Source organism: Paenibacillus violae, from assembly GCF_032461945.1.
GTDB classification, from domain to species: domain Bacteria; phylum Bacillota; class Bacilli; order Paenibacillales; family NBRC-103111; genus Paenibacillus_E; species Paenibacillus_E violae.
On the sequence record NZ_JAWCUD010000004.1, the window covers coordinates 197,117 to 222,637 of the forward strand.

Annotated in this window: 18 protein-coding genes and 1 pseudogene; 6 read left to right on the forward strand and 13 right to left on the reverse strand. The window is 47.8% G+C overall.

Features of this window, described 5'->3' with window-relative positions; genetic code table 11:
* Positions 1-9: 9 nt before the first annotated feature.
* The 11 genes from RQP52_RS14870 to RQP52_RS14920 form a co-directional block, all read right to left on the reverse strand.
* Positions 10-465 carry a hypothetical protein gene (locus tag RQP52_RS14870; protein ID WP_315952491.1) on the reverse strand — a complete coding sequence of 152 codons (456 nt, stop codon included), beginning with the start codon at positions 463-465 and terminating at the stop codon, positions 10-12.
* The gene (locus tag RQP52_RS14875) at positions 449-847 is read right to left on the reverse strand and encodes a hypothetical protein (RefSeq protein WP_315952493.1); all 399 of its coding nucleotides are present in this window, start codon (positions 845-847) and stop codon (positions 449-451) included. The genes RQP52_RS14870 and RQP52_RS14875 overlap by 17 nt, the downstream gene beginning before the upstream one ends.
* The gene (locus tag RQP52_RS14880; RefSeq protein WP_315952495.1) at positions 844-1,869 is read right to left on the reverse strand and encodes an ABC transporter ATP-binding protein; all 1,026 of its coding nucleotides are present in this window, start codon (positions 1,867-1,869) and stop codon (positions 844-846) included. Before RQP52_RS14880 ends, RQP52_RS14875 begins: the two co-directional genes overlap by 4 nt.
* Positions 1,866-2,900, reverse strand: a complete 1,035-nt coding sequence (locus RQP52_RS14885; protein WP_315952496.1) for an ABC transporter ATP-binding protein — start codon at positions 2,898-2,900, stop codon at positions 1,866-1,868. Before RQP52_RS14885 ends, RQP52_RS14880 begins: the two co-directional genes overlap by 4 nt.
* Before the next feature lie 12 nt (positions 2,901-2,912).
* Entirely contained in the window at positions 2,913-4,073 is a 1,161-nt protein-coding gene (locus RQP52_RS14890; protein ID WP_315952498.1) for an ABC transporter permease, read from the reverse strand.
* Complete coding sequence (locus RQP52_RS14895) at positions 4,070-5,068, reverse strand: ABC transporter permease (RefSeq protein WP_127450180.1); 999 nt, start codon at positions 5,066-5,068, stop codon at positions 4,070-4,072. The genes RQP52_RS14890 and RQP52_RS14895 overlap by 4 nt, the downstream gene beginning before the upstream one ends.
* 100 nt (positions 5,069-5,168) lie before the next feature.
* A complete protein-coding gene (locus RQP52_RS14900; protein ID WP_315952499.1) occupies positions 5,169-7,130 on the reverse strand; it encodes an ABC transporter substrate-binding protein in 1,962 nt (653 codons plus the stop codon).
* Positions 7,131-8,322: 1,192 nt separating this feature from the next.
* The gene (locus RQP52_RS14905) at positions 8,323-9,183 is read right to left on the reverse strand and encodes an AraC family transcriptional regulator (RefSeq protein WP_315952500.1); all 861 of its coding nucleotides are present in this window, start codon (positions 9,181-9,183) and stop codon (positions 8,323-8,325) included.
* 220 nt (positions 9,184-9,403) lie between these two features.
* Positions 9,404-10,216 (reverse strand): MBL fold metallo-hydrolase, encoded by an 813-nt coding sequence (locus tag RQP52_RS14910; RefSeq protein ID WP_315952501.1) that lies wholly within the window; start codon positions 10,214-10,216, stop codon positions 9,404-9,406.
* 4 nt (positions 10,217-10,220) lie between these two features.
* Positions 10,221-11,123 (reverse strand): SMP-30/gluconolactonase/LRE family protein, encoded by a 903-nt coding sequence (locus RQP52_RS14915; protein WP_315952503.1) that lies wholly within the window; start codon positions 11,121-11,123, stop codon positions 10,221-10,223.
* A gap of 136 nt (positions 11,124-11,259) precedes the next feature.
* Positions 11,260-15,162 (reverse strand): polysaccharide lyase family 8 super-sandwich domain-containing protein, encoded by a 3,903-nt coding sequence (locus tag RQP52_RS14920; RefSeq protein ID WP_315952504.1) that lies wholly within the window; start codon positions 15,160-15,162, stop codon positions 11,260-11,262.
* A gap of 363 nt (positions 15,163-15,525) precedes the next feature.
* Between RQP52_RS14920 and RQP52_RS14925 the strand changes: the two genes are divergently transcribed.
* Together RQP52_RS14925 and RQP52_RS14930 are read left to right on the forward strand one after the other, a co-directional pair.
* Positions 15,526-16,677 carry an MFS transporter gene (locus RQP52_RS14925; protein WP_315952505.1) on the forward strand — a complete coding sequence of 384 codons (1,152 nt, stop codon included), beginning with the start codon at positions 15,526-15,528 and terminating at the stop codon, positions 16,675-16,677.
* Between the two features lie 48 nt (positions 16,678-16,725).
* Complete coding sequence (locus RQP52_RS14930; RefSeq protein ID WP_315952507.1) at positions 16,726-17,505, forward strand: 3'-5' exonuclease; 780 nt, start codon at positions 16,726-16,728, stop codon at positions 17,503-17,505.
* 86 nt (positions 17,506-17,591) lie between these two features.
* Here RQP52_RS14930 and RQP52_RS14935 read toward each other — a convergent pair whose 3' ends face one another.
* Together RQP52_RS14935 and RQP52_RS14940 are read right to left on the reverse strand one after the other, a co-directional pair.
* Entirely contained in the window at positions 17,592-17,969 is a 378-nt protein-coding gene (locus RQP52_RS14935) for an IDEAL domain-containing protein (RefSeq protein WP_315952509.1), read from the reverse strand.
* Positions 17,970-18,069: 100 nt separating this feature from the next.
* Positions 18,070-18,575, reverse strand: a pseudogene (locus tag RQP52_RS14940) (polysaccharide deacetylase family protein); the annotation flags it as partial.
* Positions 18,576-18,767: 192 nt separating this feature from the next.
* Between RQP52_RS14940 and RQP52_RS14945 the strand changes: the two are divergent.
* The 4 genes from RQP52_RS14945 to RQP52_RS14960 all read left to right on the forward strand — a co-directional run bounded on the left by RQP52_RS14945 (position 18,768) and on the right by RQP52_RS14960 (position 25,506).
* Positions 18,768-20,336, forward strand: a complete 1,569-nt coding sequence (locus RQP52_RS14945) for an SWIM zinc finger family protein (protein ID WP_315952510.1) — start codon at positions 18,768-18,770, stop codon at positions 20,334-20,336.
* On the forward strand, positions 20,333-23,245 hold the full coding sequence (locus tag RQP52_RS14950; RefSeq protein WP_315952511.1) for a DEAD/DEAH box helicase: 2,913 nt from the start codon (positions 20,333-20,335) through the stop codon (positions 23,243-23,245). Before RQP52_RS14945 ends, RQP52_RS14950 begins: the two co-directional genes overlap by 4 nt.
* 67 nt (positions 23,246-23,312) lie before the next feature.
* The gene (uraA, locus tag RQP52_RS14955) at positions 23,313-24,581 is read left to right on the forward strand and encodes a uracil permease (protein ID WP_315952513.1); all 1,269 of its coding nucleotides are present in this window, start codon (positions 23,313-23,315) and stop codon (positions 24,579-24,581) included.
* A gap of 67 nt (positions 24,582-24,648) precedes the next feature.
* Positions 24,649-25,506, forward strand: coding sequence for an AraC family transcriptional regulator (locus tag RQP52_RS14960; protein WP_315952515.1), 858 nt, complete (start codon positions 24,649-24,651; stop codon positions 25,504-25,506).
* The last annotated feature ends 15 nt before the right edge of the window (positions 25,507-25,521 follow it).

The window sequence follows — 25,521 nt, forward strand, 5'->3', positions numbered from 1 at the left end:
ATCTACAAATTATTGTAAGACTCTTTTGCGAGCCGCATGCCTAGCAAACCAGCCCAGTATGACAGTCAAAACACCTTCAAGAATTAAAAAAAGCAACATGTACGTTTCAAACGGCACGCTCAGCAAAACATGTGAAAGGAGATTGCATACAAATAAAATCCCTAGCTGTATAGCCAACAGCATCGCTGAAGCTTGCAGCACCTGCTTGGCTTCCGCCTTTTTTTTCAAATAATATTGGCAGTAGAATACGTAAGCGAGCCAAACGACACCCATGAACAGAAATGAGAGATTATCAATGGCCTGCCAAGAGGAACGTTTAACGCCAAAAAAGGTCAGCAAAACCAGCAGCAGGCTCCGCAATTCAAACCAATTTATTATGCCCAGCGCTGCAGTAATAACGGTAATTCCCACCGATTTATATCCCGCCGACGGATCACGCTGTTTCAACTCAAGAAAAGGATCCATACGAGTTAGCATCCCTCCAATCCCGCTCCACTCTTTGCAGGATACGCAGCGTAGCTTTTCGTGCTTCTTCACTTTCTACCAGTGTTGATTTTTTTACAAAGGCTATTAGTTTACCGATTTTGTTTAAATAGGACTTTCGTGCCAATCGTTCAATTCGGTCTACTTGTTTGGTATTTCCCTGCTTTTGATGTTGAATCATACGCTCGTTAAATTTGACCGTCCACGTTTCAGGGATTGTGCCCGTCGCTGTTAGTGTCTCCAAGTCGCGCAGCTTGCCTCCGACCATTTTCTCCAACAGCACCCTCATATACCATAACGAACCCACCATAATGAGACTAAGACAGACGAAGAAAACCAGCAGCGTAAGCAAAATATACGTCATATCGACGTTGCCCCCCTAAGGTCAAGCTCCCCTGCAAAATGACAGGCTGCGTAGTGCCCATCGCCAACCTGCTTCATTTCTGGAGCCTGCTTTTTGCAAATGTCTTTGGCATAGGCACATCTCGGATGGAAATAGCAGCCGGAAGGCGGATTCGCCGGGTTGGCGACTTCCCCTTGCAAAATAATGCGGTTCGACTTCTTCCGAGGATCAGGTACCGGCTTCGCAGAGAGTAGCGCTTCAGTGTAAGGGTGTTTGGGAGCAGCAAACAAATCTTTCGTTGCCGCTGTCTCTACCATTTTGCCAACATACATAACCCCGACACGGTTAGATATATGCTGGATAACACCGAGATCATGAGAGATAAACAAATAGGACAAGTTCAGTTTTTCCTGTAAATCCTGCAGCAGGTTAATAATCTGCGCCTGTACGGATACGTCCAATGCCGACACGGCTTCATCACAAACGATGAACTTGGGATTCGTCGCTAATGCTCGCGCAATACCGATCCGCTGGCGTTGTCCTCCGCTGAAAGCATGCGGATACCGCTCCAGATGGCGGCTGTTCAAGCCCACCATCTCCATGAGCTCTGCCACGCGCTCTTTGAGCTCGTCGCCATGCGCCATGCCGTTGCAGACGAGCGGCTCGGCAATAATATTGAGCACCGTCATCCGAGGATTAAGTGAGGAGTACGGATCTTGGAAGATGAGCTGCATATCCCGCCGAATCGATCGCAGTTCCTTCGCGTCGAGCTGCAGCACTTCCTGCATCTGACCTTTGCGGTCGCGAAAGCGCACTGAGCCCGAGGTTGGTTCGATAGCGCGAAGAATACAGCGTCCGAGTGTTGTTTTGCCGCAGCCGGACTCGCCGACAAGACCGAACGTTTCACCGGGACGGATATAAAACTGGACATCGTCGACCGCTTTGACATACCCGACATTTTTTTGCAAGAACCCCTTTTTAATCGGGAAATATTTCCGCATATAGCTCACATCAAGAATGAGTTCGTCTGTTTGTACCGTCATGAGACCACCTCGGCTTCTTTAAGCTCCGTTTCAACCAATAAGCAGCGAACTTTATGATCTTTTTTCACCTCGACAAGCGGTACATCCGCTACGTTGCACACGCCGTCGATTGCCATTTTACAACGCGTATAAAAGCCGCAGCCCTTCGGCAAATTCATCGGGAACGGCACGGTCCCTTCAATGGATTCCAGCCTTTTGTTCTCCCTGCCGATCGCAGGAATCGAATTCAACAGCGCCTTCGTATACGGATGTTTCGGATTATGAAATAAGGAGTCTACATCCGTGTATTCGACGACTTTGCCAAGGTACATGACCGCTACTTCGTCCGACATTTCGGCAATAACCCCAAGGTCATGCGTGATGAAAATAACCGAAGTATCATGATTAGCTTTCAACTCATTAATCAACTGAAGCACTTGCGCTTGGACGGTAACATCCAAGGCCGTCGTCGGCTCGTCTGCGATAAGAATCGAGGGATTGCAGGATAGTGCCATGGCAATCATGGCCCGCTGCCGCATCCCGCCCGACAGCTGATGCGGGTATTCGGCAAGCCGCTGCTCGGGATTGGACATGCCGACCTTGCGCAGGATGTCCACCGCCAAGCGGTAAGCTTCTTTTTTATCCTGTGTCATATGCAATAAAATCGCTTCCATAATTTGATTGCCTACGGTATGAATCGGAGAGAATGCTTTCATAGGCTCCTGGAAAATCATCGCGATTTCATCGCCTCGGATATCCCGAATTTCCTTCCCTCTCGGGTCCAGCTTCACCAGATCCACCGATTCATTGCTCCCGGCACCGTTTCGCTGCAGCTTGATCTCGCCTTCCACTTGGCCCGGCTTGGGCACAATGTGCAAGAGCGCTTGCGATGTGACACTTTTGCCGCAGCCGCTTTCGCCGACGATACCGAGCGTCATGCCCCGCTTGATTTGCAGATCAACGCCGTCCACCGCTTTCAATACGCCTTCATCCAGATGGAAGTGAACTTTCACGTCCTTCATTTCCAATATGACGTTATCCCTGTTTGCCATTCACTTCACCTCCTATTTGTATGGATCTGCCGCATCGCGCAGTCCGTCCCCAAGGAAATTAAACATTAAAACCGTCAAGATAATGAATGCCGCCGGCCACAGCAGCCAAGGGTGATGGGCCAGTGTTTCCAGGTTTTGCGCATCCTGCAGCAACACTCCCCAGCTGACAACCGGCGCCTGAAGCCCGATCCCAAGGAAACTTAATGCGGTCTCTCCTAGAATCGTGCCGGGAATCGAAAGCGTCACGTTTACGATGATGTAGCTTGCGAAAGACGGCAGCAAATGCTTGCGAATGATGCGGAAATCACTTGCGCCCGCAAGTCTGGCCGCCATGGTGAAATCCTCTTCACGAAGAGACAATATTTTTCCTCGCACAACGCGAGCAAGTCCAGTCCAACCAATGATGGAAAAAATGAGAATCAGCCCGAAGTACGTTTGCAGCGCCGTCCAATCTCTTGGCAATGCAGCTGTGAGCGCCATCCAAAGCGGAATCGTTGGAATACAGATGAGCAAATCAATTGTCCGTTGAATGATGGTGTCCGAAACACCGCCAAGATAACCGGATATGCCGCCTAGTACTAATCCCAAAATGAGGGTTACGACGATGCCCAGCAGTCCGAAGGAGAGCGAAATTCTGGCTCCGTAAATGATTCTGGACAACAGGTCATGCCCCAGCTTATCCGTCCCCATCAAAATGAGCGCATCCTTTGGATTTTTCAAACCAAACAAGTGACGTTCCATGGGGATGAGCCCCCAGAGCTTATACGGCTCGCCTTTTGTGAAAAAATAAATCTCGAATTTCTTCGCCGGATCTTCGGAGAACGTTCGTTTAAACGTTTGGGGATCGACTTTCTCGCTCATCCCGTAAACAAAAGGTCTAAGCTGAAATCCGTTATTCGAATCGACAAAATGAATTTGTTGCGGTGCTGCGTTCTTATAATCGGAGTACCTTGCATCCTGCAGCGTTGGCGCCAGAAATTCACAGAAAATCGCCACCAGATAAAATAAAATCAATACAACCGCAGAAAATACAGCCATTTTATGCTTGATGAATTTCCACCACATCAGCTGCCACTGGGAAGCGACTTCGTATTGATTATCCGCTCCGACTCGGTTTCGGTTGCTCACCTTGGTCCTCCGAAACCGATTCGCAATCGTCGTTATCGCACTCATTCCGCAACACCCCCGAAGCGTATTCTCGGGTCAACGAATGCTAACAAAATATCGGATAGCAGCGTCCCGATAACCGTCATCACGCTTAGAATCAACAGGAAGCTTCCCGTTAAGTACACGTCCTGGAACATCAAGGCTTTGAGCAGCATCGGCCCCGTTGTCTGCAAATTCAGCACAATCGAGACGATTGCTTCCCCTGAAATAAGCGCCGGAAGTGTCCAACCGATGGTTGAAATCAGCGGATTGATGGCTAATCGAACCGGATATTTGAACAGCAGCTTGCCCTCAGGAACACCTTTGGCTCTAGCCGTAATGACGTACTGCTTCGACAACTCATCCAGCAGCATCCCACGTGTAATACGGATCAGCGATGCAGTCCCCGACATGCCGATAACCACGACAGGAATAATGAGCCTTGGCAGCATATTCAAGATTTTGTCCATCGTCCAGGGAGCATCCACATATTGAGCTGAGAATAAGCCAGTGATCGAAACGCCTGTTTGCGCGAAAATGACATACACGATAATCAAAGCAATGAGAAATCCTGGCATGGCCAGACCAATGAAGCCTATAAACGTAAACACATAGTCAAGTGCCGAATATTGGTGCGTCGCTGAATAAATGCCGATTGGAATCGCGATCAGCCACACAAAGACTAAGCAAATGAGCGATATGATAACTGTCAACGCCAGTCTTGGACCAATGACTTCTGTCACAGGCTGATTCCATTGAAAGGAACGACCCAAGTCACCGTGAAGAATAATATTTTTGATCCAAATGATGTATTGAACGATTAATGATTTATCTAACCCGTAAAGCTGTTGAAGGTTAATAACCGTACTTTCTGAAACCGCTGATCCGGACTGTTTTAAGGTGGCAATATATTGTGTTAGGAAATCCCCAGGTGGAAGCTGAATGATTACAAAAACAATAATACTGATGGCTATCAGCAGCGGAATAAGCTGCAAAAGCCGATAGGAGATATAATTCAGCATGTAATTCCTCCTTCCAAAAATGTAACCTGTCTCTGAACGAACCGTGGAGCCCGGATCAAACGACCTGCCGTCGCCCGGGCTCGCACTAGCTCTTGTTCAATTATTTGCTATAAAAGAACTGCTCGCCACTGAAGTTCGCGCCGATCGCAAAGCTGGTGTCATTCGGAATGTTGTGCAGCTTCGCATTGACGATTAGAGGCTGCTTCACTTCCGAGATCGGAATGAAATAGTAGACCTTGTCTTTCATGACCTGCTTAATTTCTGCTACTTTTTTCTTCGCATCATCTGGTTTCGCAGCTGCAGCGTCATTGATCATTTTGTATAGGTTCTTAATGTCTGCAGGCGGCTCTTGACCGTTCTTACCGCCTGAAGTACGCCAGAGATCCCATTGCGCGCCCCAAAGCTGAGTGCCCCAATCGCCCATGTACCAGAGCGGTGTATGCGTCCAAATCATTGTCGCTTGCAGCTCATTGTTCGTATTCCGCGTCGTCCAAAGCGTTTGGTCAATTGTTTTCATCGTGACGTTCAGACCAAGCTGCTTCCACATCTCCACGATTAATTGGGTTAACGGGACGATATCCGGCGCTTGTGCTCCAACTTCGAACGGAATCGTGAACACCTTGCCATCCGGTCCAAGACGTTTGCCGTCAGCCCCTTTGGTGAGGCCCATCTCATCCAGCAATTTATTCGCTGCAGCCAGATCAAACGTCGGATCTTCAATGCTGCCCGGCTTCGCAAAGCCATAGTAGATCGTGTCGATGATCTCTTTGCGGTTCAGCGCCAAGCTGAGCGCCTTGCGGAAGCGAACATCCTGAACAACTTTTTGCCAGTTCGGATCGTTGAACGTTTCGTTCAAGAAAATATCCGTTGGCGTCACGTGCATGTTGGCCAGCAATGCTTTGTAGCCGTTTTTCTCATTTTCACGATAAAGCGGCATTTTGATCAGAGCTGCTGACTCCCTGGAGAAGTCGACTTCACCTGCAATCGTTTTCAAACCAACCATCTCAATGTCCTGTACGAGCGTACTCTGAATGCTGTCGATATAAGGCAATTGGTTACCTGCAGTATCTACTTTGAAATAGTACGGGTTGCGCTCATATGTTGTTACAGATTCCGTCGATTTGGTCATCATCCATGGATAAAGCACAGGGAAACCAACGGCTTTTTTATTCGCAAGTTCCCAGTTTGTAATATCTTTATCGTTAAAAAGATTGAACCATTCGCCAGGTTGGAAACCTCCTTGTTTAATTAGCGGTTCCAGTTTATCCAGTGGCGTGTACTTTTTGTGGAACTGTTTGAGATAGTGCGCAGGACGGATGAGCTCAGTATATCCGCGCCAGCCTTGAATGGCGAAGCGGATCAGGATACCTCCGTACGGACGGTCAAAGACCAACTTGAAGTTCAGATCGTCGATTACTTCCAGTTTCATCGGAGCTGCATCGGCTTCACCGCCGCCACGCAACCATACAGGGAAGATCGGCGTCAGCTCCGTATTGTTCAAAATATCCTCGACTGTAAATCTCACGTCTTCCGTTGTAACCGGTTGACCGTCGGACCATTTCAGCCCTTTGCGCATGGAGAACGTGAATGTTTTTTGATCATCGCTGACTTTGTAATCTTTGAGCACGTTACCTGTGATCTGATCACCGAGAATACCCGGCGTGTTAAGCAGCGGTTCGTTGTTCATAACGAAAACGTCAGCATCCCAGTCCGGAGCGGATGTAACCGTTCTCAAAACACCGCCATACGTACCGATTTCGTATTTCATTTGGCTCTCCGGTAATTCATTCGTGAATTTATAATCGCTCGGCAAGCGATCTTTCACGGGTGGCAGTCCTTTTGACGCCAAAACCGGCGATTCCTTGAACGCTGTCAATTGCGCAGGTTGTCCGCCTCCACCGTCAGGTGCTTTTGTTGGATCCGGCGCTTTCGTTGCTTGTACGGCAGCAGTCGTTGGCGCTGGAGTCGTCGAAGCTGGACTGTCTTGACACCCCCCAAGTACAAGCGTCAACATGAGTGCTGAAACCAGGAGTAAAATAATCGACTTCCTCCTTGACTTCATTTGCAACCCTCCGATTTCCTAAAATGTTTTTGAGTTTGTGGACTCATCCTCATTGTTATGGAGATTGCCCCTAATAATCAACCTTATTTTCTGAAAATTCACTATCTTCACTAAACACACTACTCATCGTTAAGATTCGACAAGATTAGACCGATTCGGCTTTTTGCGCACAACATGTAACCGCTACCAACATCTTCTCGACATCATTTGCGGCTATGAAAATGAAAAAATGCCGCCTCCTCATGAAGCCTGCCTAGAGGCATTTTCTGGACTCTTAGTTTGAGTCAGGCAAACGCAAAGAAAGTCCCACAAAGTCACAACAGGACTTGGGCTTTGACGGCAGGCGAGCTGTGAAGCCAGTAACAAGGTTAAGCCTTGTTACCGAGTGCATCGACAGTGCGCAATGCCAATGCAGAGCTCTTGAATGGGTTCGTTGGACGAAATCCAATGAACCTAATGATTTGAGGGCTAGAGTATTAATTTTATTGGATGAAATCCAATGACATCAGATAATCGTGCCGCTATAGCGCTGGATATTGCTGTCCTATTGGATTTTGTCCAATGAAATGAGCAATTTAGAAGCCTTTTAGGGGTTTTCATTGGATTTTGTCCGATGAGGCTGCACAGCTTTTAGCTCTTAAACACGCTATCTCTCGCCGGGGGGCTCATATCTGTATGCTTCGCCCTGTAACGATGTTTTTCATCGCTAACTCATGTTGACCGCACCAGTTGCCTGCTGTAACGATGAAAAACATGCTTAACTATCGTTACTGCCCTCCCAACTTGCATGCCCCACCTCTGTAACGATGTTTTCCATCGCTAACTCGTGCTGAGCGCACCAATTACCTGCTGTAACGATGAAAAACACGCTTAGCTATCGTTACTGTCCTCCCAACTTGCATGCTCCGCCCTGTAACGATGTTTTTCATCGCTAACGCATGCTATTCACTCCACACGGATCACTTAACATCGCAAAACACGCTTAACAGTCAGCGGACTTCCAACACAGTCGCCATAACCTACCCTAAACACAAAAAGCCCGCCCCAGAAACGGAGCAGGCCTAACATCCATATTAAGCGTTTACAAACGTAATTCTTTGTCATTCCTTTATTTCACTGTTCCATCTTATCTGCACTTGCGCTTGCTTGCTCTTGCTCACTCATCCCTCATAGCCGCTCTACGCGTACACTTTCACATCTGCTTCCTAAGCTGCTGAGGCGTCATCCCTAAGGTCTGCTTAAACAGGCGGAAAAACTGCGTTTTATCCTCATAACCGACGCTTCGTCCGATGGATTCGACAGAATCCTTCGTTTCCAGCAGCATTCGCTTCGCTTCGCGCAGCCTGACGTCGTGAACGTATTCCGTGAAGGTGAACCCCAGGCAATCTTTGAACATTTTACTCAAATAATAAGGGGAATAAAAGCTCTCGCGCGCCAAATCATTCAGCGTAATATGCCCCGCATAGTGCTCCTCGATATAGGACAGCAGCTGAGGAAGCATGTGATAAGCCGTACGCAATTCCGAGTTATGTAGATTTTCTTGCATCGACCTGAGCATACGCGTCAATAACAATGTCGCATAGCCGTGAAGCATAGCTAAATAACCGCTTTTTTTACCGCAATATTCCGCATACATCGTTTCGAGCAGCTGCTCGACCTCAATCATGTTTTTCCCTCTGAACGTGACGTGAGGCGAAGGATTCGCAAGTGAGGACTTGAACTCCTGAAACAACATGAGCGGGAGAAAATCGGAAGCGCTTTCGGTAGCCTGCAATCGATTGCTTAGAAACTCAGGATCCAGCAAAATGTTCATATACTGCATGTTCTTTTGAATTTCAAACGAATGCCGGTCGCCAACATTCATGAACAAAAAATCCCCGCGCTGCACGGCAAATGACTTCCCATTCACTTGATGGTACCCTGCTCCCTGCCAGATATAAACCAGCTCGATGAAATTGTGCGTATGCTCCGGCTCATTCGCCTGTTGATGAAGCTTGTAAAGCGCGATTTTCTCAGTCTGCTGGATGTAATCAACGGATTGGTACATTTTCATCTGAACAACACTCCATTCATAATGGTCATGTTAGCAGCTGTTTAGGTGCGTACCAGCCTCTTCAGCATATCACATCACATGGGATACCTGAAGATGAAGATGTGCTTAGTTGCAATAGCCTTATGGCCTATTTTCAACGCACAGATGTGTCGAATAATCCGAAACCAAGGCCCCATCGTGCTAACTCGGACACTGAGAGGCCCTAATTACTGATCGCAATCTATCTCGTTTTCCTATACAAAAGTGTCTCACCTGGTTGAAAAATATGAAATTTCTGCCCCAGATGCTTCTGATACAATCGGTCTACGAACGGCGAAATGCCTTCGCTATTATTAGGATACATATCAAAGTGAACAGGCACCACAATGTCAAAACGAAGATGCGCAGCCAAATCTGCCGCTTCCAAAGCATTCATATTGCCAACGACGCCAAGTCTGTTGCGGAAAATATCTCGGCCATTAATCGGCAGGAAGCCTACATCAATCGTGTAACCCGACAGCGTATTCACCAATTCATCCGTCAAAAGCGTATCGCCTGCATGATAGAGACATAAATTGTCCCATTCGAGCATGTAGCCCAAATAATGGTCCCAGCCCGCTTCATCCTGCACACGCTCTTCATGCCACGCAGGTATCGGTTGAATGTTCAGCCCTTCAGCGAACGGCCAAGCCTCTTGAACACCAAGCGCCTGCAGCCGATTAGGTGCAATTCCCATTGCCTCCAGTGCCGGCAAGCAAACCTTAGGAGCGCCGAAGCGGCAATGCGGAGACGCCTCCGCAATAACCCGCAGCGTCGCCGGATCCATATGATCCATATGTTCGTGCGTACAAAGGACAAGATCCAGATCCGTCAATGTTTCGGGTTTCACCGGCGGTGCATATCTTCTCACCCAGAACCTATCGGGAGACCCTCCGAGTTGATCGACAGAATCCGTCAAATACGGGTCAATGGCTATGGCCATGTCGTTTTTTCGCAAAATAACGCCAACCTGTCCAATATACTGAATGGTTAGCTGATTAGATTCTACTGACATAAAACTACTCCTTTTGCTGGATATATGGTGTACCGAATGCATGCGTCTTCGTTCCTTTAACGCCAGGTTTGACTGCAAAAATGCCACCGGCATGAGGCTGATCTCCTGCTTTTTCGTCCTCCAGCCCTTTTCGTGCGCTCGTTATGTATAAAGTGTCCAGCTCATCTCCGCCAAAAATACACGAAGTTACTTTCGCTGCGGGGACCGCGATGCTCTCCAGTTTCATGCCTGTGCGGGGATTCCAGCGTGACACCTGCCAGCCATCCCAGTGTGCAATCCAGAGCATCCCTTCCGCATCAATCGTCATACCGTCTGGAAATCCTTGCTCGCCAGCGAAATCGATTAATAATCTAGGACGGCTAATTTCTCCTTTTTCCGCGTCAAAATCAAAAACTAACACTTGTTTTCTCATCGAATCAATATAGTACATCTCATTTTCGTCAAGACTCCAGGCAATCCCGTTCGATACACCCACGTCTTCGTGAACTTTGCGGTAGCTGCCATCTGTTTCAAGTACATAGAGGGAGCCTGTCGCCCCTTTTTCAATAATTTCCATCGTTCCCGCCCAGAACCGGCCATGGCTATCACATTTTCCATCGTTAAACCGATTGGAAGGCAAGTGTGCTTCTGGATCAACGAGAGGTGTTAAAGTACGCTGCTTCATGTGATAGGACTGGAAACCGGATTGTGTCGCCAAAACGACCTCATCTTTCCCGGCGCAAACAACTGCACCTACATATTCGCCAATAAGAAAGGACTCATTATGACCGGTCTCCGGATAAAACCTGCAAAACTTTTCTCCTACAATGTCAACCCAATAAAGCGCTTTCTCCTCTTCGTTCCAGCTTGGCCCTTCTCCTAGAGTGGCTTTAGCGTCCAGAACCAGCTGTACGTTCTTCGAACCCATTAGACATCAACTCCTCTTCCGTTATTGTAAACCGTCCTCGTACGAATTGGAAGAAGCAGGAATGCCTTTCCACAAAAAAAGAAAGGGCTTTCCCTCCGTCATATTCATGACTTGTAGGAAAACCCGATGATCTTGTTTATGCCTTCAGAATTGAGATGGCATCCAATAAAAATGTTGCAAAATTGCTGTCGATTTTTTTACCCGATTGAGCTCGAACATGCTGTTCAATAGCGTTCAATGCCGCCTTGACACCCTTGTCATCCAAGTGCTTTTGCAACGCCTCAACCATCATTAACAAGCTGTTATAAATGCCTTGATTCGTAATCCAGCCTTGTTGATAAGCATAACGAACCGCTTCATCCAAATGCATGACATCCATGTGCACCTTAAGCACATAGCTCACGGTCGCTTTATTCCCGGCAGCATCCGTTGCCGTTACTTTTATTGGATGATCACCAATACGGAACGTAAAAGGTTTGTACGTATAGGGATCGTTAACGCTAGCGCCGTCAATGCTGACTGACTTGGCAACGACTCCGCTTATTTCATCACTCACGTTGAAGGTCAAACTGCCGCCATCCGTCCAATAAACATCCATCGTGACCGAAGGTGAAATGACCGGCGCTTTGGTATCGATTTTGACTTCAACCGTTTTGACTGATTCTTGGTTGCCGGCTTGATCGACACTGTAATATCGAATTTGATGCACGCCATCATCCGTAACAGAAACCGCGTTCCCTTCTGTGAAGGCACCGTTATCAAGGTTGTACATGGTTGTTTGTACGCCGCTGCCAGCATCGCTTGCCGTTAATGTCACCGTTTGCGCCGTGCGCTGCCATCCTGATTTCGCGTCATCTGTCGTTACAGGAGCTGTGCTGTCTTTCTTGAAGGTAATGACATGCGTTTTACCATACGAATTGGCAACCTGAATATCAAGCTTCAAGCTAGGAGACGTTTGCTGCACAGAAATCGTGCTGTCACTGCTTACGAGCTGCAAGCCCGTTTTATTCAGCTCAAGTGAAATCATGCTCTGCGCTTGTGTTGGATCGGATACCGCGATGGAAAGCTCGGACTCCGATTCCTTCACCATCAGAGATGCCGGATTGCTGGCGGTAATGCCTGCCACGGAACCCGGGTTCCAGAAGTTAGCCGCTGTAATGCCCAGCTGCTTTTCTTTCACGGCATGCAAATCGGCTGTATTACTTAAAATCTCAACATTCGGCGATTGGCTGTACGCCGCTGTTGCCGCTGCATCCTTGTGTGGCAGCATGACGTAAGCATAGGAAGCATTGTTCGGATTTTGCCCGTGTTCGAAAGCCAAGCTTAAATAATTACGCGTAATCGGCGTATTCGATTGGCCGCTGTTAATCTCTTGCCAGCTTCCCGTTCTCGCTTCACGCAAGCCATAGATGGTAGCTGACCCTGGGAAATAATAACCGATATCTGAATTCGCCACATTACCGGCTAAATGAGCCCAGTTCACTTGATTTAGCGTTCCTGACCAGCCGGGCTGATTCGATTGCACTGAACCATTGATCGTTAGCACATTGTCTCCGGCATCATCCAGTTTTCGATTATCGATGATCGTTTCAACCGGCGCGTTCGCCGCTGAGCTTTTCGAGATTCCAGCTCCTAAAGCGACGATTTCATCGTCGAACATGAACCACGATTTTTTGCCTTGCAGCGTACTGCCTGTCACTTTATCCATCGAAAAGTCCATGCCTGCGGCGCCATATAAGCCGTCGATAGAGGAGCCGCCCACCCAATTTTTCGCGTTCATGTACGAGGTCCACTCGCCCGGAGTCACGCCTTTCCCTGACTGATCCGTCGTAGTGCCTGGCAATCGGAAGGAATCCACAGTCGGCCAGAAGTCATTGCGGTACTGGTTAAGATCCTGATCATACAGGAACGTCATGCCGATTCCCGTGTACCAGCCTTTGAGATTTTCGTTATTTCCTTTTTCAAAAGCAGAAATTCGGTTCGAAAAAAGGCTTAATCCAAAGCCATATCCTTCACGCAAATGAACCACACGATCCATGCCGGCAAATACTTGATTCCGCTCTAATTCTCCTCTGCGCTGAATTGATGAATCGCTCATTAACTCTTTGATCAACGTCAACTCGTAAATCGGCAGCCCATCCACATAATTTGCGTAGGTCGTATCGCTCAAAATCCATTCCTTGGCCATCCGTTTAATCGAAAGTGCAACATCTGCCGGCGCTCCTTCCGCTAAACGAAGCAAAGTGGTAATCGTACTTCTAGCGCTGCCTGTTGCTTGTCTGGAAATACCCCTTCCGTTCACCATATCCATGTAAAGTCCTTTGTAAATAACAGGTTCGAACGTGTCTGTAACCCATTTGTACACATTGTTTACATTAGGATCCGTTACAGGCCATGGGGAGCCATTAAGGACGTACGTCATATCAGCAGCTCGGCTTAGCCATACAGCGCCATATCCTGCTGTATACGCAATATTCGTATGCTGCACTAATGAACCATCTAGGTATACACCGTCTCCATGATTGGCATAAACAAATTCGGGACCAATCGGGTCGCGGCCTTGCGTAATTTTCGCACTGTTATTGCCGATGATGCCTCGCATTGTAACAACAAGCGCCTTGTCCAGCAGATTGGCGCCGGTTTCAACAACATTATTAAGCGTGCGCTTTTTCGGATCAGGGACAAATCGGTCGATCGCTTTCATATGTTTTGTAATTTGAGCAGGTGTCAAATGCTCATACATCAGCACGAGGATATCATTCATAATTTGCGGAGCGCCGATTTCCCAATCCCACCAATTGCCGTACTCCGTTTTGGACTCGTTGTAACGGTTAGCGTTCAGCCAATCCAACGTGTTCAAAATGTCTACTTTAAGCGTTTCATTATGATATAAGCTCGATCCCTTGAGCGTATAGGCGAGCGCCATCGTCCTCAATCTGCTGTACGAAGTCGTGACTTGCGCGGAATCTGTCGTACTGGCAAGATCGTTCCAGACCAGCGTTCGGCCTGCGGATTTGTTCAGTGTATCCCAGAAGCCGGTCGCATCGGCGTTCGTAACACTATCGGCAATTTTGGCCAAGTTAGCTGAAATATCAGGATCAGCGGCATCGTAATTAGGACCGCCTGTCAGCTTGTTGAACCATTTGGCCCGCATCTGCGCATAGGATTGAAAAAGCTCGGCAGATTCAACGTTTACGAGACAATCTGCCTGGATTGTTCCATCTGGTGTCGACACCGTTATCGTCGTGGAGCCTAGCCCTACAGCAGTTACATTTCCGCTGTTATCCACAACTGCCGTATTGGGGTTCGATGAACGCCAAATCACCGATTTGTCCGCCGCATTCGCTGGAACAAACGTTGGCGCTAACGCCACTGACGCCCCCTGAGCCATAGAAAACGCACTTTGATCCAAAGTAATTCCTGTAACTCCGTTATATTCCTCCAAACTCATATCATCAAACCATACCTTCCCTTTGCCTGTTTCTAGGAACGGCTCTATCACCAACTTCGTGACATTTGCCGGAATTGTCATAAAAACTTGCTGCATCGTCCAATCCTTCGTACCGAGCAATTTCGCGGATGCAGGGCCGTCACCTACTTTGCTTGTATTATAGTACTGTGTTCTAAAATAAGCACCAGTCCCCGTGACATTATCGGTTTTCACCCATACTTTCAGTCGATAGGACTTGCCGGGTGTAACCGTCAACACGCTTTGATTGACAGAAACTCTGCTCGTTGCAAAAGCGTCAAACAAAAGCGATTTACTCCCTTCATGAAAGGTAGTTGAGTCCAGGGAGACATTCACCGTTTGATTGGGTGCTTTGCCGCTCCCTGTAGGAATCCATAAGCCCCAACCGACCGGTGCAGGACTTGTCACCCCGTTCCAGCTCGCATCCAGCGTTGTTGTTGCTTGTTCGAAGCCGCCGTTGCTCAGCAGGTTGACCGCAGCGGCCTCCGCTTTAGGATAAGCGCTTTCATAAAAGGGCACAAAAGATACTAGAAGACTCGAGACCATACTGACCGATAGTAATTTTGTCATTGTTCCCAAACGATCACCTCATCGACTTTTTTTCATGCGAGAAAACAAGTTCTAGCAAATGCTTCGTACCAGCTTTTCTAGCATAAAAGACGCATCTCTTCCGAAGCAATCTTCAATTCTTGCAATTGGTTATATAAAAAACGCCGATCCAATGATGATAAAAAAAGCCGACCTAGCAAAAAAAGCCTATTCGTCACCTAACAGACTGAGATGACGCTATTTGCAATGGAGTCCATAACAACTTCACGCCTCTTTTGCAACTGAGACATTTTTCTTTTTGGAATCTTTCGTGCATCGTGTTAGAATGTAGTTTTACAGCAAACATCAGCTAATTTCAACCAGGAAGGTTACGGTCATCACCTCATGAATTCTTCAAATCTTTTACGTTCGTTTAATTTTTTGTACTTTGCCCTGCTTGCCATGTTCGTATCTTTTCTCCCTGTTTATCTAGATGCTCAAGGGCTTCCAGCGACCAAAATCGGTCTGATCATCGGTACAGGAGGAATCATTACGATCTTCTCGCAGCCGCTTTGGGGCATGATTAGTGACAGGACCAGAACCATTAAGAAAGTCATGTTACTTCTATTAGTGTGTTCAAGTCTTGTTGGGTATTTTTTGTATACCTCCAATAGTTTCATTGTACTGCTTCTGTTTACGATGTTTTTGTACTTTTTCCTTATGCCGCTTGATCCGTTAACGGAAAGCTTGAACTTCCAAACAGCGGAAGCGAACGGCGTCAGTTATGGCTCCATACGGACTTTCGGTGCGATTGGCTATGCCGTCATGTCCTTGGCCGTTGGATACGCGATTCAATATTTAGGCTTGAACAGCTTGGGTTACCTTTTCGGAGGGATCGGTGTCATCAGCCTTATTATTTGTCTATCACTTCCAGATGCACCAGTTGCCGGAAAACCAATCACATTAAAAAGCTTACGTAATTTCCTAGGAAATAAAGAGACAATTTGGTTCCTGGTGTTAATCTTTATTGTTGCCGTTCCGCAACGGATTAATGATACATTTTTAGGCGTATATATACGAAAATTAGGCGGCAGTCCTGAACTGGTCGGACAAGCATGGTTTTTAGCGGCAGGAAGTGAAATTCTTGTCTTTGCGCTAAGTTTCTGGTGGCTGCGTAAAGGAAAGGAACTCCAAATCATCGCATTTTCTGCATTCTTTTACTTCATTCGCTTTTTATTGTCCTCATGGATAACAGAACCTCATGTACTTGTTTATTTACAGCTTCTGCAAACCTTCACTTTTCCAATCTTTTATTCCGCGGCGATTCAATACTTATACCGTATTGTACCTGAGGAGTGGAGAGCGACCGGTCAAACAGTTCTTGCTCTGCTGTTCTTCGGCGTATCCGGTATTGTTGCCTCTTATCTGGGCGGGTGGTTCTATGAAAGCTTTGGCGGTCAATCGCTTTATTTATGGATATCCGGTATGTCCTTTATCGGACTGCTGTTCAGCCTGGTACTTAGCGCAATCTATGGAAAAGCCAAGATGGCAGCCTAAACATTTTCTGTTAAAATGATAGGAATAGAAAGAACGGGGGCAAGCAGCATGGACTACATTATTTTGGATATCGAATTTAACGGTCGCAAATTTGCGAGCGATTTACCTATGGAGGTCATCGAGATTGGGGCTGTGCGCCTTAATGACTCCCTTCAACCGGTCGATGAGTTCTCATCTCTGATCAAGCCGGTTTATTTCTCCAAATTAAACGGGTTTATTAAAAAGAAAACGGGCATTCCGCAAGAAGACATTGATGGCGCCGCCGGCTTTCGCAGTGTCATTGCGGAATTCATCAGCTGGCTGAACCGGAGTGATGCTTTTCTCCTTGTTACATGGGGCGGGGAAGATTTGAAACGCATTGTATTCGATACGAGAATGCACAAATTGGACGATGCATACTGGATGAATGCCAACTATTTTGACTTGCTGAAAGGGTTTATCCGCTATAAAAATGTAACGAATGACGTCAGCGTCGAGGCTGCCCTGCTTGATTTGCAAATCGAGGCGGAAGGCTCCGCCCACAGAGCACTGGATGATGCGCGGATGACATCGCTCGTGTTCAAAGCAATCTTTCAGGAGCTTGATTTTGAGCGCACACAGCAATATGTAGATGTCTACAGCAATGCTAAGGAACGCCGGCTTCTGAAGACAGCCATCCGTTCCATTATGGCCCAGAAAGTCGTGCCTACCTGGGAGCTCGTTGTAGAACAGTATTTTAAAGATAAAATGGCGCTTACCGATCCAAGGAAAATTACCGAGCTGCAAGCCCTGTTTGAAGCGGAAATGGTAAAAGGGCCGCAGGTTGTGAAAAAGGCGCCTGTGCAGTAATGCACGGGGGCACATTCCTCCCTCCCCTTCAACCAAAAAAAGCCAATCCACTCGACATATTTCACATGTCTTGGATTGGCTTTTCATTATAGCTGATCAACGCCTAAGCGGTTTTTGAACGTTAGGGACGGAAGATGATCGCGCTCGCTGCGCTTGGACTCGTTTTGTTGAATCGCCAGCAGTTTACCCGTCAATTCAAGGAACCACATTTCGTCTCTTACCGCGAGGGCGACATCGATCAAGCTTCTCACTTGTTCTTCTATATCCAGGGAACTTGGCGGCAATTTTTTAACATCTTGGTTGCTGACTTCCATGACTTTCCCAATCGTCGATTCACGGTCGGATGCAATCACGTAAATGCGAGTCAAACCTCCAAGCACATCCATGGATTCTACATACCCATGCAACATTTCATCTTGATTCGTAGTGGCTGTAACCCAATCACTGATTTGATAGTTCATCATCCAGCACCGCCTTTAGCGTTATTTTTAATCACTCACTAGCTATACTGTAATTATAAATGTTACAGTATCTTTTGTCAATGTGGCTCATGCTGAATGAACATTATCTATTTTGTAGGTCATTGACAGTCACAAAGGTGTAGCCTTCTTTCGTCAAAGCATCCGGAATGCCTTCTATCGCAAGAAGCTCCGACTTATCGTACATAGGATGCAGCAGAATGATAGAGCCTGGCTTCACATGCTGAATGACTTCGTTAACCTTGTCGGAAGCTGTTTGATAATTCGTGTCCGGCTCCAAATTCCACATGATCGTTTGAATCTGCTGCTTATGTAAATAATAAGGTAAGCCAATCAACTTTTTACCGTTTGGCGGCCGAAAGTCAATTTCACCTTCATAACCCGTCTCGCGGATTAGTTGATTCGTTTTTTCAATTTCTTCGCGGATAAAAGAGGGCTTTTTGAAAACCATTCGTTGATGCGAAAGGTATGATTTCCGATCTGATGCCCCGCCTTCGCGATCAGCTGCCCAGCTTCTCTATTTTTCTCAAGCTCGCTTCCTATTAGAAAAAAAGTAGCCTTTGCTTGATATTTACCCAATAGGGCTAAAATTGAAGCTGTAATAGAACAAAGACAGCAAATAGTCCTATTCCAATTATGACTATTCTTTTTCTCATTTATTCACTCTACCTTCCCTAATTTCAAAAAAACCATTTAAATAAGAAACAAAATTTACAATATTAGCTGTACTATTTATACTTATAAGGTTATTAGATACTCTATTCATTAGCAAGGAGCCTTCCTATGAGTACTTCTACTGTTTTAAATGATGAAGAGTGGTTGAAGCTGCTCGAATATGTCGCTGAAACCTATTCGGATGTGACCCTTTCCAGAGGATTTACCTATTTTAAACAAGGACAAGTTATCTCCCTCAGCATCTCTGACGCTCGTTTGGTGCAAGCCAAAGTCGATGGATCTGAAGCTTATCGTGTATCGCTTAACCTAAATAAGTTGAAAGAAGGCAGCTGCACATGCCCCGTTCATGGCGCTTGCAAACACCAAGCCGCTGTCATGATGGAACTGGCGGACCGGCTCGGATACCCGGCAACCCAGATTATGAATGCAAAAATGCAGCTCAAACGCGCGGCTTCGCAAGCTACCTCGGAATCCGCCATGATGAATTTGCCTACTATGTCTGTTAGCGGCTGGCAGCAGTTTCTGGACCAATACACCGTCTCCATAAAACCTAGCTACGATCAAGGCATTTACGCTCAGCAGTTGCGAAGCCATTTAAGCACCTTAATGAACGTTGCCATTCCTTTTTCTGAACAGGATCAGGGATTTTTCGAGCTGCATCAATCGTTATTCCTTCTTAGGAAAATAAAAGGACAAAACACACAAGGTGGGACGAGCTTCTTTACGTCATCTGCAATCTACAAGATTTACGATGAGATTCTGAGTTGGTTAAAAGAGCAGGCTAACCGACTCGCCTTTTCCGAGTCCAGCGAGCGCCTTGAGGCGACATTCGCTTATCTCAGAACGCAGATGGCTGATCAGAAAGGCCACAGTTATCAAGATTTTGGCGTTTACTGCGCACTTTGGAACGAATGGATGACTTCAGAAATCGCAACGGCTTTATCCTACGCCCCTAAAGAAATTGAAGCTATAAAGACATCGATCGCAGATGACTCTGCCGCCACGCCCTCGGTTTCAGCTGCGCTAGCTTACTTGCACTTGCTGACGTCACAACCGAATATTGCTTGGGCAGTACTAGCGGAGGGGCTAACCTTTAAAGACACGCCTGCCTACCTTCTCGTTACGTTCTTCGACCATCTGCAGGATAACGCCAACTGGAAAGAACTTGTAGACTGGCTAACCAAAACGGCCGTCTTCTTCAACAATCCACGAACCCGTGAACTCAATACATACGCGAATTATTGGCAAAAAGCTGTCGCTCGTTTTCCTGAGGCCGAGGAGCTGATGTGGCAAGCCTTTGAAAGTCTCCTGCCGCGGTCATACACTCTCATTGAAAATGTCCTCTACGAGCAAGGCAAATGGAAGGCTTGGCTCGAAATGCAGATCCTTCAGGGCCATGACCCGCTTTTTCACCGGGTCAGCGTGCTTCAGCCGATCGAAAAAGAAGCGCCACAGCTGCTTTTACCCTATTACCATCAAGCTGTGAACCATTACGTTGGTTTGAAAAACCGTTACGACTATAAGGCTGCTGTCAGGCTTTTGAAAAGACTCGAAAAAGTGTACAAGAAAATGAAGCAACCCGGTCATTGGGAAACATTTTTTGCCGGTTTCGTTGATCGACACAGCAGACTGCGGGCGTTGCAAGAGGAACTGAGGAAAGGAAAGCTGCTCGGATGAACGCAATATTGCACAATTTACAAGTGAGCATGACATTAACAGATAGCGGCGATGCTTTATTCTGGGGATTTCTTGACGACCGCGATGTGCCTGGTGAGAAGCTGCGAAATCTCATGTTCGCTTGGCACGAATCTTCCTATTACGGCACATCTTTGGACCTGCAGCAGGCTGGTGACATCTCGGTTGTCGTGCTCCCTGCGGATATGGTGCTTCCCTACTTCACGGAACCAGGTTTCATGGAAATCCTGCGCTTTGAGGATGGGAATGAAGGCATGAAAGCAATGCGCGAGCTTGCACCGCTTCTTTACCAAGAAGCGCAAGCTGGTCGCTATGTACCCAGCTTGCACGATTTCCGCAAAGGGACGCTGGGTTGGACTTGGGATGCCGAATCCGATGCGCTGAAATCGTTCGATTGGGCAGCCTTTCAAAACCTTGACGCCCTTGGTCAAGGCCTAGCCGGGCTGCGCGCAGCGTTCTCCGCCGTAGTTACCACGGAGCACTATGCAAGTGAAGCCGCGATTTCCGATCTTCGCCGCGACTACCCCGCGTTGTTCCAACGCTCCGCTTCGCCTGTCACTTTGACGGAAGAAGAATGGCTCGCCTCCTTAGGATGGCGGCCTGATACGGCTCCGTTCCGGCCTGCGCTGCAGCTGCTGGAACCTGATGAAGAGGACGACACGTGGCGACTCCGCCTTGTCCTGCAGGACAAGCAGGATCGATCCGTGCTCGCGCCGATTCGTCTTGCTGCGGACGGAACCGCAGCAGGAACTTGGGACACCAACTGGAGTCCCTATGTGCTGGAACGGTCAGCCGGCTGGGCAGCCAGGCTAGCCGAACCTCTGCCCAGCGGGAGCAGCGGCGTAGAGCTCTTATCCAGGCCTCTAAGCGATGAATCTGCCTGGACGTTTTTAACGACAGACAGCCGGCATCTTTTAGACGGCGGTTGGAATGTTATGCTGCCCGGCTGGTGGGAAGCCGCCTCCAAGCGTAAGCCGCGGCTGCGCGCGAAGGTATCCTCCGAAGCTGGAGGCAAAGGGCAGTCGCTCTTCGGGCTGAACGCCTTAGTCGACTTCGACTGGCGGATTGCCATTGGCGAAGCGGATCTAAGCGAAGCGGAATTCGCTGCGATGCTTTCGCGCAATGAGCGCCTCATCCGCTTCCGCGGCCAGTGGGTCTACCTGGACCCGGCGCTGCTTGAGCAAATTCGCAGACTGATGGCCAGCGTTGACCCGCAAGAAGGTTTGTCTTTGCTGGATATTTTCCAACTCCACCTGCTGAATGAATCAGAGAAAGAGAACGTGCCTAAGGGAAGTTCATCACCTGAGGACGACGCTGAGAACGAAGAACGCATCAAAATGGAAGTTGAGTTAAACGCGCATCTGATGGGCCTTTTGCGTCAACTTGCACAGCCGTCGGAACTGCAGGAGATTCCTGTTCCAGCAGGCTTGCGTGCTGAACTGCGCAGCTATCAACATGAAGGTTTCACATGGTTAACTTACCTAAGAAAGTTCGGGCTTGGCGCTTGTCTTGCCGATGATATGGGGCTTGGGAAGACCATTCAATTCATCACCTATTTGCTGCATCACCAAGCTGAATCCGAGCAGCCTGCTTTGCTGATTTGCCCCACTTCTGTACTCGGCAATTGGCAGAAGGAACTCGTTCGTTTTGCCCCGGATCTCAAGGTGCTGCTTTATTACGGCAAAGGCCGTCTAAGCGGCGAAGCGCTTTCTGAAGCTTTGAAAGGCACCGATATCGTGCTGACCTCATACACGACCGCTCTTATGGAGCAAGAAACGCTGCAGGAGACGGTCTGGAGCTCCCTTTGTCTGGACGAAGCGCAAAATATTAAGAACGCCCAAAACAAGCAGTCCGCCGCCGTGCGTTCACTTCAAGCCAAACATCGCATCGCCCTGACAGGCACACCGATCGAAAATCGGTTATCAGAGCTGTGGTCGATCTATGACTTCCTGAATCCCGGCTATTTGGGAAATCAGCGCGGCTTTCAGCATCGTTTCGCGAATCCGATTGAGAAACACCAGGATGAGGAGCGGACGATGCAGCTCCAGAAACTCGTCAAACCTTTTATGCTGCGCCGGAAAAAGAAAGATCCCGCCATCCAGCTCGATTTGCCGGAAAAGCAGGAGATGAAGGTCTACTTGAACTTGACCGCCGAGCAAGGCGCGCTGTATGAGCAAGCTGTCAAAAACCTCATGGAGCGCATGCAAAAGCTGGAAGGCATGGAGCGCAAAGGCGCGATTCTCTCTGCGTTAACACAGCTTAAGCAGCTTTGCGATCACCCTGTTCTGCTGACCAAGGAGGCTCCTATCTCCGAGGAAAGCCTGCTTAACGAAGACAGCCGGGAAAGCTTCATCTTACGTTCAGCTAAGCTCGAACGGCTCGTTGCAATGGTTGGCGAACTGCGGGATGAAGGCGACTCCTGCCTAATCTTCACACAGTATGTCAGCATGGGTAAACTGTTGGCCGATATTTTGCAGGCACAACGGGACGAACCCGTGTTGTACTTGAACGGCAGCACGCCGAAGCAAGAACGCGACAAGATGATTGACAAGTTCCAAGCTGCCGATGGGCCTGGCATCTTTATTCTGTCGCTCAAAGCAGGCGGTGTCGGTCTCAACTTGACCGCTGCCAACCACGTGTTCCATTTTGACCGGTGGTGGAATCCAGCCGTAGAAAACCAAGCGACAGACCGTGCTTACCGGATGGGTCAGAAACGGAATGTACAAGTGCATAAGTTTATTTCGTTGGGCACGCTTGAGGAGAAAATCGACGAGATGCTCGAGAGTAAAATGAGTCTCAGCGAAAATGTGATTTCCACCTCCGAAGCTTGGATTACCGAGCTCTCGAATGAAGAGCTGCATGATTTATTTGCGCTGCGAAAAGATTGGTAAGGCTTACCTACGAGCACGTTTTGTGATAAGATATCGAACGAGAAGAAACAGAAAGGGAGTTTATACCGTGTCTCGTATCATACAAGTTGATGAACGCCCCTCCATAGGCGAAAGCATTCCCCTTAGTTTGCAGCATTTATTTGCGATGTTTGGCTCCACCGTGCTTGTTCCGATTCTATTTCATGTCGATCCAGCTACGATATTGTTGATGAATGGGATCGGCACATTGCTCTATATTTTTATCACAAAAGGCAAAATCCCCGCTTTCCTGGGGTCCAGCTTCGCTTTCCTTTCGCCTGTTTTCGTCGTCCTCGGTCAAAAGGGTTACAGTGCGGCACTAGGCGGATTTCTAGTCGTGGGTCTGATCTTTACGATTATTGCTTTATTGATACGCTTTGTTGGAACGCGCTGGATTGATGTTGTCTTCCCACCTGCGGCGATGGGCGCTATCGTGTCCGTTATCGGGCTGGAGCTAGTGCCCACAGCCGCTTCGATGGCCGGCATAATCGCTCCTGCCGATGCCAAAGAAGCCTGGGTTCCCGATATGACCGTGATTACGGTTTCTATTTTCACCTTTTTAGTAGGCGTGGTTGGTTCCATCGTATTTCGAGGGCTGTTGAAGGTCATCCCTATTCTGGTAGCTATCATCCTGGGGTACGTACTTGCAGCATTACTTGGTTTAGTACATATTCAAGAAACTTTAAGCGCCGCACAATGGCTTCAACTTCCTACTTTCTATTCGCCAACGTTTGATTTAGCAAGTATATTAATCATTGCCCCTGCGGCACTTGTTGTCATTGCAGAGCATATCGGCCATTTAATCGTAACCAGCAATATGGTGGGCAAAGATTTATCCAAAGACCCGGGTCTAAGCAGATCTTTACTTGGAAACGGGATCTCCACGATGCTGTCTTCCTTGGTTGGGTCCACGCCAAATACAACGTACGGTGAAAACATCGGCGTCATGGCGATTAGCCGTGTGTACTCGGTTTGGGTCATTGGCGGAGCTGCGATCCTGGCGATTGTGCTCTCTTTTGTGGGGAAAATCTCAGCCTTGATTCAAACGATTCCCACAGCTGTCATGGGAGGCGTTTCCATGTTGCTGTTCGGCATCATCGCCGCTTCCGGTATTCGGATGCTCGTGGAAACGAAAGTGGATTATTCCAAACCGATCAATCTGATTCTGACAACGTCGGTTCTTGTCATCGGTCTTAGCGGTGCAACGTTGAAGTTGGGGAATTTTGAATTGAAGGGCATGGCGCTGGCCACTATTGTCGCTATTGTGCTTAGCCTGTTTTTCAAACTGCTGGATAAGTTAAAGCTGACGAACGAGTAATTGAGCACTGTGGATTAGACTTAGGACTGTAGGCGATGCCCGAATATTCGTGAAAGGAATATAGGCTATGAAGAACGGAATGAACACGAGCGAACGCACGTTCTGGAAGAAGTACCTCGCCAAGGCAAAGCTGGATCTATCCTACGCGGCCTATACCAAAGTCCAAAAGTCTTGGACAGATGAGAATCCCGCCTGTCCGTTTAACCGACTTTATTTTATCTGCGAAGGTGAAGGCTATGTCAGGATCGGGGATCAGACTTACTTCCCGAAACCCGGGGAGCTGTATTTGTTGCCAGCTGGAAGCGACCAGGCTTATGGCACGATAAGCGACAATACTTTCGGCAAGTATTGGTGCCATTTTTCCGCCAAAATCGGAGATTTGGATTTGTTTCAAATTTTGCAAACCTCGCCTTGCTTGAAAGTTCAGAATCCGGAAGAGCTCGTGAAAGCTTTCGAACAATTGATTGCTTACAGCCAGAGCGATAGCATCACCTCAGAGTTCCGAGCTTACTCCATTCTGATGACGTTTATTGCCGATTTTATTGAGCAAAATCAATCCATCAAGCTGAACCTGACCTCCACGCCGACTTTTGAAAAAATGAATAAAGTCTTGCTGTACATGGAACAGCATATTGCCGAAAATGTGTCCGTGGATACACTTTCACGCATAGCTCATTACCATCCTAATTATTTTATCAATGCTTTCAAGCAATTCACGGGCTACTCGCCTATCCAATACATGAATCATCTGCGTTCCGAAAAAGCCAAAGATTTGCTTATGACGACGGAATTGAACGTTTCGCAAATCGCTGATGCGTTAGGGATGGAATTATCGTATTTTTCCCGTATGTTCCGAGAGCAGACCGGATTTAAGCCTACGGCTTTCCGTGATTTGAGACTAAAAACCATGGAAAATAGCCCATAACTAAAAGACGAGGCC